Genomic DNA, 10658 nt, shown 5'->3' on the forward strand with positions numbered 1-10658 from the left:
ATCATTGCCCGCATGACCGGCTCCGCGATGTACCCCGCCTACCCTGCGCCGAGCGAGCAGGCGGTCCGGCTCTTCGACGAGATGAAGGCGTTCCTCGCCGAGGACGTCTTCCCCGCCGAGGAGGCCTATGCGCGCTACCGCGAGGAGCGGGGCCCGGACGACCACACCGTCCCACCCGTCGTCGAGGACCTGAAGGTGCGCGCCCGCGAGCGCGGGCTGTGGAACCTCTTCCTGCCCAGCGAGTCCGGGCTGACCCAGCTCGAGTACGCCACCATCGCCGAGCTGTCCGGCTGGAGCCTGGAGATCGCCCCGGAGGCGATCAACTGCCAGGCGCCCGACACCGGCAACATGGAGCTGCTGCACCTCGTGGGCACGCCCGAGCAGCAGGAGACGTGGCTGAAGCCCCTGCTGGACGGTGAGATCCGCTCCGCGTTCGCGATGACCGAGCCGGCGGTGGCGTCCTCGGACGCCACCAACATCGAGACCCGGATCGAGCGCGACGGCGACGAGTACGTCATCAACGGCCGCAAGTGGTGGATCACCGGCGCCGCCGACCCGCGCTGCAAGGTGCTCATCGTGATGGGCAAGACCGACCCGACCGCCGCGACCCACCGCCAGCAGTCGATGGTGATCGTCCCCGTCGACACCCCCGGCGTGGAGGTCAAGCGGTCCTACCCGGTCTTCGGCCACCAGGACCAGCACGGCCACTGCGTCATCGAGTTCACCGACGCCCGCGTCCCCCTGTCGAACCTGCTCGGCGAGGAGGGCGGCGGCTTCGCGGCCGCGCAGATGCGCCTGGGCCCCGGCCGCATCCACCACGTGATGCGGGCCCTCGGCGCGGGTGAGCGGGCGCTGGCGATGATGGTGCAGCGCGCGAAGACCCGCACGGCGTTCGGCGGCCTGCTCGCCGAGCAGTCCGCGGTGCGGGAGAAGATCGCCGAGTCCCGCATCGAGCTCGACCAGGCTCGCGCGCTGTGCCACCTGGCGGCGTACACGGTCGACGGGGAGGGCAACAAGGCCGCGCGCCACCTCATCGCCGCCGCCAAGGTCGCCGTCCCGCGCGCCGTGCTGTCCGTCATCGACCGGGCCATCCAGCTGCACGGGGCCGCCGGCATCAGCGACGCCACGCCGCTGGCCGCGCTCTGGGGCTGGCACCGCGCGATGCGGATCTTCGACGGTCCCGACGAGGCCCACCTGACCACCCTCGGCCGGGCCGAGATCACGCGCGACCCGCTCTTCGACCTCCCGGCCTCGCTCCACGACCAGTTCCGCTGAACCGAAGGAAGAACCACTCCCCATGAGCCTCGTCCGCTACGCGTACGCCGACGGCATCGCCCGCATCACCCTCGCCAACCCCGACGGTGGCAACGTGATCAACCCCGGGTCCGTCGAGCAGCTGCTCGACSCCGTCCGCAGCGCCCACCGCGACGCCGCCCGCGTGATCGTCATCGACGCGGAGGGACGCTTCTTCTCCGTCGGCGGTGACCTCGCCGGCATGGCCGGCGCGGACGACGCGGGCCTGTTCATCGACGACCTCGCCGACGCCCTGCACCGCATCGTCAGCGAGCTGGTCCGCTCCGACGCGATCGTCGTGACCGTGGTCCAGGGCGCGGCCGCCGGCGCCGGCTTCCCGCTGGCCGCGGTCGGCGACGTCGTCATCGCGGCCGACACGGCGAAGTTCAGCCTCGCCTACGGCAAGGTCGGGCTCTCGCCCGACGGCGGGAGCTCGCTGCTGGTCAACACCCTGGGCCTGCACCGCACGCTGCGCCTGGCGATCCTCGGCGACATGCTCACCGCGCAGGAGGCGTACGACGCCGGCCTGGTCGCGCGCGTCGTCCCGGCCGACGAGCTCGCCGCCACCGCCGAGAAGGTCGTCGCACAGCTCGCTGCCGCCTCCGGCACCGCGAGCGCGGCCGCGAAGCGCCTGCTCCGCACCGCCGCTGCCCCGACGCCGGAGACCGCGCTGCGCGAGGAGACGCTGTCGATCCGTGAGCTCGTGGTCTCGCCGGACGGCAGGGAGGGCGTGTCCGCGTTCCTGGAGAAGCGGGCGCCGAAGTTCAACTGAGCCCGACCGGCCGGTCGCCGTACCCGGCGGGTGCTCAGGCGGGCGCGGACTCGTGGCGCACCGGGCACCCGCCGAGGCCGGGCACCGGCTGGGTGCCGAGCTCGGCGAGGCGGAACCCGTCGGGGTAGCTCTTGATCCGCGGCAGGTCGGCGGTGAACGTCGGCTTCCGCTTCGACGGCGTCCAGCGCAGCAGTCGCGCGCGGGCGCGCATCGCGGCGCGGCTCACCTTCCGGGCGACCGGTCCGGGGTCGGTGTAGGCGAACGCCTCCAGCAGCGGCTCGTCCATCAGCGCCCGGCTGAACACCTCGACCGGCTTGCGCAGCGGGCGCGGGTAGAACGTCGTCAGCAGCGCCAGCGTCGAGTCCGCGACCCGGCGACCGCCGGCGTCGAAGTCGAAGTGCTCGCGCTCGTAGTCGTCCATGAGGTGCATGAACCCGTCGTAGGTCTCCGGGATGTCCTTGATGCCCATGTGCCGGCCCAGCGCGCGGTAGTAGTTGACGCTGGCGCGCAGCTCGGTGTCGGTGAACGAGCGCCAGCCGTAGTCGTCGAGCCACCGCTTCGGCACCACCACGAACGTCGACAGCACGTAGAGGAAGTCGTCGTTGCTGATGTCGTAGGAGCGGTGCATCTGGTTGATGCGCCGGATGGCCGTCTTGCCCTCGGGGCTGTCGAAGCCGTGCACGAAGGGCGCCTCGAGCAGGAGCGCGGTGTCGTCGTACCGCTTCTGCACCTGGGTGGTGAACGCGCCGGTCTCGTGGAGCAGCCGACCGACGCTCGGCACCGCGTAGGTGCGGAAGAGCGCGAAGCTGAGCGCCTGGGTGATGTCCCAGGTGAACTCGTAGAGCGCGAGGTTCTGGTAGATCTCGACGTAGTCGGTCTCGGGGTCCAGCTGCTCGTTCCGGTCGCGCCACAACGTCTTCGCCATGCGCCGACGATAGGGGACGTAAGTCGAGTTATGCTAGTGGAACACGTTACAGTTTTCTCGTGACCGACATCCCCGACGTCTTCAGCCCCGCCGACCTCGGCCCGGTGCGCCTGCGCAACCGCACCGTCAAGGCAGCCACCTTCGAGGGCCGGACCCCGCACGGCGAGGTGACCGACGAGCTCATCGCCTACCACCGCGCCCCCGCGGCGGGCGGCGTCGGCCTGACCACGGTCGCCTACCTCGCCGTCGCGCCCGAGGGCCGCACGCACGCCGAGCAGATCGTCGTCTCCGAGCGCACGCTGCCCGGCCTGGCGCGCCTCGCCGACGAGGTGCACGCCACCGGTGCCGCGATCGCTGCGCAGGTCGGCCACGCCGGTCCGGTCGCCAACGGCCGCTCGAACGGAGCCCAGGCCATCGCGGCCAGCGCGATGCCGAGCCCGCTGTCGATGCAGATGATCCGCTCGGCGACGGAGAAGGACCTGGCCCGGGTGACGCAGGCGTACGTCGACGCGGCCCGCCTGCTGGTGCGCGCGGGCTTCGACGTCCTCGAGCTGCACATGGCGCACTCGTACTTCATCTCCTCCTTCCTCGCGCCCGCCCTCAACCGCCGCCGCGACCGCTGGGGCGGCGACCTCGAGCGCCGCGCCCGCCTCGCCCGGCAGGTCGCGCGCGTCGTGCGCGAGGAGGTCGGCGACGCCGTCGCCGTCACCGCCAAGGTCTCCGTCTCCGACGGCTACCCCGGCGGCGTCACCACCGAGACCGGCCTCGAGGTCGCCCGCCTGCTCGAGGCCGACGGCCACCTCGACGCCCTGCAGCTCTCCGGCGGCTCGTCGCTGATGAACCCGATGTACCTCTTCCGCGGCGGCGCCCCCGTCGACGAGTTCGCGGCGTCGATGCCGACGGTCGTGAAGTGGGGCATGAAGACCCCCGTCGGGCGGCGGTTCATGAAGGAGTACCCCTTCGAGGAGGGCTACTTCCGCGAGAAGGCGCAGGTCTTCCGCCGCGAGCTGGCGATGCCGCTCATGCTGCTCGGCGGCATCAACCGGCTCGACACCATGCAGCAGGCGATGGCCGACGGCTTCGACTTCGTCGCCATGGGCCGCGCCCTGCTCCGCGAGCCCGACCTGGTCAACCGCCTGCAGGCCGGCGAGGCGCAGCGGGGCATCTGCATCCACTGCAACCGCTGCATGCCGACGATCTACTCCGGCACGCGGTGCCCCGAGTGGGGGCCGGGGGAGGTCATCCCGGTGCCGTCGGTGGGCGAGCGCTGAGGGGTTTCACCACCTAGGTGGTGAAACTGCGCCACTGGGCACACGAAACTTGCAGATTCGGGCCTGATCTCCTGCGCCAGGCCGGGGTTTCACCACCTAGGTGGTGAAACTGCGCCGAAGAACCCTTCCCGAAAACTAGAACTCGTTCTACTGTGACCACCATGTCACAGGTCATCCCCGACAAGCCGCTGCGCGTGGTCGTCTGGTCCACCGGCACCATCGGACGGCACGCGATCGCGGGCGTCGACGCCCACCCGGACCTCGAGCTGGTCGGGGTGTGGACCTCCACGCCCGACAAGCACGGCAAGGACGCCGGGGAGCTGGCCGGGCTCGGCCGCGAGCTCGGCATCGCCGCCACGACCGACCGCGACGAGCTCGTCGCGCTGCGGCCGGACTGCGTCGTGCACGGTGCGATGACCGACGACCGGGTGTTCGAGTCGATCGAGGACCTGACCGGCCTCCTGCGCGACGGCGTCAACGTGGTGTCGTCGGGGCCGGTGATCCTGCTGCACCGCGACGGCACGCTGCCGGCCGAGATGATCGAGGCGATCGACGAGGCCGGGCGCCAGGGCGGCGCCAGCCTGCACGTCAACGGCATCGACCCCGGCTTCGCCAACGACGTGCTGCCGCTGGTGATGAGCAGCCTCAGCCAGCGCATCGACCACGTGAAGGTCAGCGAGATCGCGGACTACTCCACCTACTACCAGCCCGTCGTCATGCGCGACCTGTTCGGCTTCGGGCAGCCGCTCGACGCCACGCCGCTGCTGTGGGAGCCGGGCATCCTCACCACCGCCTGGGGGCCCGTCGTGCGCGTGATCGCCGCCGGCCTCGGCGTGACCCTTGACGAGCCGCTCGTCGAGGAGGTCGAGCGCCGCCCCGCCCCGCGCACCGTCAGCACCGTCTCCCTCGACGTCGAGGAGGGGACGATGGGCTCGGTGCGCTTCCGTGTCATCGGCACCGTCGACGGCGTCCCTCGGATCACCCTCGAGCACGTCACCCGCACCGACGCCGACGCCGAGCCGGACTGGCCCCGGCCCCACGAGGGCGACGGCTGCTACCGCATCGAGATCACGGGGGAGCCCTGCATGAAGGTCGAGTTCACCCACCACGGCGAGGACGGCGACCACAACGTCTCCGGGATGATCGTCACCGCGCAGCGACTGATCAACGCGATCCCCGCCGTCGTCGCAGCCGAGCCCGGCCTGCGCACCGCCCTGGACCTGCCGCTGGTCACCGGCCGCGGCCTGGTCGCCGGTACGACGGGAGGCCGGCGCTGATGGGCATCCTCGATCGCTTCACCCTCACCGACCACGTCGCCGTCGTCACCGGCGCCGGCCGCGGCATCGGCGCCGCCACCGCCGTCGCGCTCGCCGAGGCCGGCGCGGACGTGCTGATCTCCGCACGCACCGAGTCGCAGCTGGCCGAGGTCGCGCAACGGATCGAGGCCACCGGGCGACGCGCGGTCGTCGTACCGGCCAACCTCGCGCGCACCGACGAGGTCGCCGGGCTGGCGCAGGCGGCGTACGACGCCTTCGGGCGCCTCGACGTCGTCGTCAACAACGTCGGCGGCACCATCCCCAACGCCTTCCTCGACACCGAGGTCGACTACCTCGAGGAGTCCTTCCACTTCAACGTCTCCACCGCCCACGCGCTCAGCCGTGCAGCGGTGCCGCTGATGCTGGAGTCGGCCGGTGAGGGGCGGCAGAAGTCGATCACCTCGATCAGCTCGATGATGGGCCGCTCGGCGGCGCGGGGCTACCTGGCCTACGGCGTCGCCAAGGCCGCGCTCGCGCACTGGACCCGGCTCGCCGCCACCGACCTCGCGCCCAGCATCCGCGTCAACGGCGTGTACGTCGGCTCGGTGATGACCAGCTCGCTGGAGTTCGTCGCGGGGGTGCCCGAGATGAAGCAGCAGATGGAGGACGCGACCCCGCTCGGCAGGATCGGCGAGGCCGAGGACGTCGCCGCCGCGGTGGTCTACCTGTCCTCGCGGGCGGGGCAGTACCTCACCGGCAAGCTGATCGAGGTCGACGGCGGGCTGCAGCAGCCGAACCTCGACCTGAACCTCCCCGACCTCCAGCCGGGAGCGAGGGCTCACTAAGGTCGCCGCATGAGCACAGGGGGCGTCTCCACCGGTCATGCGGTCTCACCGGACTCCGGCGAGCACTGGGCGAAGGAGGGCGCCTGGCAGGTCGCCGAGGGCATCCACCGCATCCCGCTGCCGCTGCCGATGGACGCGCTCAAGGCGGTCAACGTCTACGCGGTGGAGGGCGACGACGGGCTCACCCTGATCGACGGTGGCTGGTCGATCCCGGTCGCGCGTGAGCTGCTGGACCGGAGCCTGCGCTCGATCGGCTCCGGCTTCGGCGACATCAAGCGGTTCCTGGTGACCCACGTGCACCGCGACCACTACACGCTCGCCACCGTGCTCGGCCACGAGTACGGCGCCGACGTGGCCCTCGGCATCGAGGAGAAGCCTGCGCTCGAGCTGCTCCACCGTGCCTCCCAGGCCGAGATCGGCGAGAGCCCGTTCCTCGACGTGCTGCGCACCGCGGGCGCCGCGGAGATCGCCGACCTGTGGGCCGCGGGGCACGACGGCGAGCTGCCCGACGCCCGGGACTGGGCCTTCCCCGACACCTGGCTGGAGGGCGACCGCACCTTCGACGTGGGCCACCGGCTCCTCGACGCCGTGCACACGCCGGGGCACACGCCGGGGCACTACGTCTACGCCGACCGCGCCGAGGGCGTGCTGTTCTCCGGCGACCACGTGCTGCCGACCATCACCCCGTCCATCGGGTTCACCGTGCCCGCCAGCGACCAGCCGCTGGGGCACTTCATGGCCTCGCTCGCCCGCGTGCGCCAGCTGCCCGACCTGCGGATCCTGCCGGCGCACGGGCCGGTCGCCCCGTCGTCGTACCAGCGCGTCGACGAGCTGCTCGCCCACCACGAGGAGCGGCTCGCGCTGTGCCTGCGGTCCTTGCGCGAGCGCGGCACCACCACGGCGCTCGTGGTGGCGCGCGACCTCGGCTGGACCCGCCACGAGCGCGCGTTCGGCGAGCTCGACGTGTTCAGCCAGGGCATGGCCGCGATGGAGACCAAGGCGCACCTCGACCTGCTCGTCGCCCGCGGCGACGCGACCGCGCAGGACCACCCGGAGGGTGTGGCCTACACCGCCGTGGCCGCGTCCTAGACTGGAGCGGTCAGACAGGGGAGCCCCGAGCGGGGCTGAGAGTGCGGGACCGCCCGCAGACCCTCCGAACCTGATCCGGTTAGCACCGGCGAAGGGAGTCACACGTGCGCGTACGCATGCTCACCACGATCACCGGCCTCACCGCCGCCACCCTCCTCGCGGGCGGCTGCTCGCTGCTCGGCCAGGAGGGCGACGGCGGCAGCGGGGTCGAGGACGACAAGGTCACCCTCGTCACCCACGAGTCCTTCGCGCTGCCCGAGGAGCTGGTGGAGCAGTTCGAGGACGAGACCGGCTACCAGCTCACCATCAGCAAGCTCACCGACGCCGGCGCGCTGACCAACCAGCTGGTGCTGACCAAGGACAACCCGGTCGGGGACGTGGTCTTCGGCATCGACAACACCTTCGCGACCCGTGCGGTCGAGGAGGGCGTCTTCGACGCCTACGCCCCCGAGCTGCCGGCCGGTGCCGAGCAGCACGAGCTGCCCGGCGACGACGGCGACGCGCTCACCCCGGTCGACACCGGCGCGGTGTGCGTCAACGTCGACCGTGCGTGGTTCCGCAAGAACGGAGTCGCCGAGCCGCGCACCCTCGACGACCTGGCGAAGCCGGCGTACGAGGACCTGTTCGTCGTGCCCGCCGCGAGCACCAGCTCGCCCGGCCTGGCCTTCCTGCTGGCCACCATCGCGCGGTACGGCGACGACTGGACCGGCTACTGGCAGGACCTCGTCGCCAACGGGGCCAAGGTCGTCAAGGGCTGGACCGAGGCCTACTACGAGGACTTCACCTTCTCCGGCGGCGACCGGCCGATCGTCGTCTCCTACGACTCCTCCCCGGCCTTCACCGTCGACGAGGCCGGCCAGCGCACCTCCACCCGCGCGCTCCTCGACGGCTGCTTCCGCCAGGTCGAGTACGCCGGCGTGCTGAAGGGCGAGGACACCAACACCGAGGCCGCGCGCGCCGTCGTCGACTGGCTGCTCTCGCCCGAGGTGCAGGCCGCGCTGCCGACCTCGATGTACGTCTTCCCGGTCGCCGAGGACGTGGACCTCCCGGCCGACTGGGCCCGCTTCACCCGGCAGCCGGAGTCGACCGAGCAGGTCGACCCGGCGGAGGTCGCCGCGCAGCGGCAGGCGTGGCTGGAGGCCTGGACGGAGATCGTCTCGAGGTGAGCGCCGCCCGCTCCCGGGGCCGGGTGCGAGGGCACGTCGGGTACGCCGTCCTCGCACTGGTCCCGGTCGCGGTCGTCAGCGTCTTCTTCGTGCTGCCGGTCGGCGCGATGCTGCACCGCGGGCTGTGGCCCGAGGGCTCCTTCGACCCCGGCGCCGTGCTCGACGTGCTGCGCCGCCCCCGCACCGGTCGCGTCGTCTGGTTCACGCTGTGGACCAGCACCGTCGCGACGACCGTCGCCGTGCTGCTCGGCCTGCCGGCGGCGTACGTGCTGCACCGGCTGAGGTTCCCCGGGCGGTCCGTCGTGCGCGCCGCCCTGCTCGTTCCGTTCGTGCTGCCCACCGTCGTGGTCGGCCTCGCGGTGCGCGAGCTCATCGCACCCTCCGGCGTGCTCGGCTTCCTCGACCTCGACGGCACCGCGGTCGCGATCATCATCGGGCTCGTCTTCTTCAACGTCTCCGTGGTGATCCGCACCGTCGGGGTCGCGTGGGAGTCGCTGGACCGGCGCCCCGCGGAGGCGGCTGCCGCGCTCGGCGCGACCCCGTGGCAGGTGTTCTGCACCGTCACCCTCCCGGCGCTGCGGCCCGCGGTCGTGTCGGCCGCCMGCGKCGTCTTCCTCTTCTGCGCGACCGCCTTCGGCGTGGTGCTCGTGCTCGGCGGCGTGCGCTACGCGTCGGTCGAGACCGAGATCTACCTGCTCACCGCCGACCTGCTCGACCTGCCCGCCGCCGCGGCGCTGTCGCTCGTCCAGATGCTCGCGGTCGTGTGCCTGCTGGTGGTGGTCGGCCGGCTCCGCGCCGTCCCCGACCCGACCGTACGGCGCGTGGTCGCCCCCGCCGCCCGCCCCCGGTGGCGCGACACCCCGGCCGTGGTCGTGACCCTGATGACCCTGGCGGCCGTCGCGCTGCCGATCCTCGCCCTGGTGGTGGGTTCCCTGCGCCGCGACGGCGGCTGGTCGCTCGACCACTACCGTGCGCTCGGCGGCTCCGCGGACGGCCTCTTCGAGGTGCCGGTCTCCGACGCGCTGGCCGCGTCCCTGCGGATCGCCGTCGACGCGACCTGGCTGTCGCTGTCGCTCGGGCTGATCGTCGCGTTCGTGGTGACCCGGCGGGTGCGCTCGCTGGTCGGGCGCCGGGTGCGGGCCGTGCTCGACGGCTTCTTCATGCTGCCGCTCGGTGTCTCCGCGGTGACCCTCGGCTTCGGCTTCCTCATCGCGCTGGACCAGCCGCCGCTCGACCTGCGCGCCAGCCCGATGCTCGTGCCGATCGCGCAGGCCCTGGTGGCGTTGCCGATCGTGGTGCGCCTGCTGGTCCCGGTGCTCGCCGGCATCGACGACCGGCAGCGCCAGGCCGCCGCCTCGCTCGGCGCTGGGCCGGTGCGCACCCTGCTGACCGTCGACCTCGCCGTCGTGTGGCGACCGCTGCTGGCCGCCGCGGGCTTCGCGTTCGCCGTGTCGCTGGGCGAGTTCGGCGCGACCTCCTTCATCGTCCGGCCGTCGGAGCCCACCCTCCCGGTCGTCATCTACCGGCTGCTCGGCCACCCCGGCGCGCTCAACCACGGCACGGCCCTGGCCGCGTCCGTCGTGCTCGCGTCGGTGACCGCGGCCGTCATCCTCGTCGTGGAGCGCCTGCGGGTGCCCGGAACAGGAGCGTGGTGATGCTCGAGCTCACCGACGTCACGGTCGCCTTCGACGGAGCCGTCGCGGTCGACGGCGTCGACCTCGCCGTCGCCGACGGTGACGTCCTCGCCGTCCTCGGCCCGTCCGGCTGCGGGAAGTCCACGCTGCTGCGGGCGGYCGCCGGCCTCGAGCCCGCCGTCGGCACGATCGCGTGGGACGGCGTCGACCTCGCCGGGACGCCGACCCACCGCCGCGGGTTCGCGCTGATGTTCCAGGACGGGCAGCTCTTCGACCACCTCACGGTCGCCCGCAACGTCGGCTACGCGCTGCGGCTGCGGGGCGCCGACCGTCGTACCGTCCGGCGCGAGGTGGACGACCTGCTCGAGCTGGTCGGCCTCGGCGGGTACGCCGAGCGCCTGCCGCGC

At 72.5% G+C, this 10658-nt stretch carries 10 protein-coding genes and 1 riboswitch; of the genes, 9 read left to right on the forward strand and 1 reads right to left on the reverse strand.

Going from position 1 to position 10658, the window contains the following annotated elements:
* The first annotated feature begins 12 nt into the window (after window positions 1–12).
* Both L615_RS14580 and L615_RS14585 read left to right on the forward strand, forming a co-directional pair.
* Window positions 13–1275 (forward strand): acyl-CoA dehydrogenase family protein, encoded by a 1263-nt coding sequence (locus L615_RS14580; protein ID WP_186449877.1) that lies wholly within the window; start codon window positions 13–15, stop codon window positions 1273–1275.
* A 22-nt stretch (window positions 1276–1297) separates the two neighbouring features.
* Window positions 1298–2065, forward strand: a complete 768-nt coding sequence (locus L615_RS14585; protein ID WP_145725540.1) for an enoyl-CoA hydratase/isomerase family protein — start codon at window positions 1298–1300, stop codon at window positions 2063–2065.
* A gap of 34 nt (window positions 2066–2099) precedes the next feature.
* On the opposite strand, the gene L615_RS14590 is transcribed toward L615_RS14585, so the two are convergent.
* Window positions 2100–2990, reverse strand: a complete 891-nt coding sequence (locus tag L615_RS14590) for an oxygenase MpaB family protein (RefSeq protein WP_028655541.1) — start codon at window positions 2988–2990, stop codon at window positions 2100–2102.
* Window positions 2991–3049: 59 nt separating this feature from the next.
* Here L615_RS14590 and L615_RS14595 point away from each other — a divergent pair, with 59 nt between their 5' ends.
* The 7 genes from L615_RS14595 to L615_RS14625 form a co-directional block, all read left to right on the forward strand.
* Window positions 3050–4261 (forward strand): NADH:flavin oxidoreductase, encoded by a 1212-nt coding sequence (locus L615_RS14595; RefSeq protein WP_222430561.1) that lies wholly within the window; start codon window positions 3050–3052, stop codon window positions 4259–4261.
* A 161-nt stretch (window positions 4262–4422) separates the two neighbouring features.
* Window positions 4423–5538: a diacylglycerol kinase gene (locus L615_RS14600; RefSeq protein WP_028655542.1), complete on the forward strand. Its 1116-nt coding sequence runs from the start codon at window positions 4423–4425 to the stop codon at window positions 5536–5538.
* The gene (locus tag L615_RS14605; RefSeq protein WP_028655543.1) at window positions 5538–6362 is read left to right on the forward strand and encodes an SDR family oxidoreductase; all 825 of its coding nucleotides are present in this window, start codon (window positions 5538–5540) and stop codon (window positions 6360–6362) included. Before L615_RS14600 ends, L615_RS14605 begins: the two co-directional genes overlap by 1 nt.
* A gap of 9 nt (window positions 6363–6371) precedes the next feature.
* Window positions 6372–7451, forward strand: coding sequence for an MBL fold metallo-hydrolase (locus tag L615_RS14610; RefSeq protein ID WP_028655544.1), 1080 nt, complete (start codon window positions 6372–6374; stop codon window positions 7449–7451).
* A gap of 6 nt (window positions 7452–7457) precedes the next feature.
* Window positions 7458–7565: riboswitch (TPP riboswitch) on the forward strand.
* Window positions 7556–8617: a thiamine ABC transporter substrate binding subunit gene (locus L615_RS14615; protein ID WP_261376710.1), complete on the forward strand. Its 1062-nt coding sequence runs from the start codon at window positions 7556–7558 to the stop codon at window positions 8615–8617. Its footprint overlaps the riboswitch before it by 10 nt.
* Window positions 8614–10272 (forward strand): iron ABC transporter permease, encoded by a 1659-nt coding sequence (locus L615_RS14620; protein WP_261376711.1) that lies wholly within the window; start codon window positions 8614–8616, stop codon window positions 10270–10272. Before L615_RS14615 ends, L615_RS14620 begins: the two co-directional genes overlap by 4 nt.
* A partial coding sequence (locus L615_RS14625) for an ATP-binding cassette domain-containing protein (RefSeq protein ID WP_145725541.1) occupies window positions 10272–10658 on the forward strand: 387 nt, incomplete at its 3' end. The genes L615_RS14620 and L615_RS14625, both read left to right, overlap by 1 nt.

This window comes from Nocardioides sp. J9 (assembly GCF_007829375.1).
Lineage (GTDB): Bacteria > Actinomycetota > Actinomycetes > Propionibacteriales > Nocardioidaceae > Nocardioides.

Bases quoted from the DNA above. Each gene is read 5' to 3' on its own strand.
- L615_RS14590 (WP_028655541.1), bottom strand. From the start codon at position 2,990: ATGGCGAAGACGTTGTGGCGCGACCGGAACGAGCAGCTGGACCCCGAG.
- L615_RS14580 (WP_186449877.1), top strand. From the start codon at position 13: ATGACCGGCTCCGCGATGTACCCCGCCTACCCTGCGCCGAGCGAGCAG.
- L615_RS14605 (WP_028655543.1), top strand. From the start codon at position 5,538: ATGGGCATCCTCGATCGCTTCACCCTCACCGACCACGTCGCCGTCGTC.
- L615_RS14600 (WP_028655542.1), top strand. From the start codon at position 4,423: ATGTCACAGGTCATCCCCGACAAGCCGCTGCGCGTGGTCGTCTGGTCC.
- L615_RS14610 (WP_028655544.1), top strand. From the start codon at position 6,372: ATGAGCACAGGGGGCGTCTCCACCGGTCATGCGGTCTCACCGGACTCC.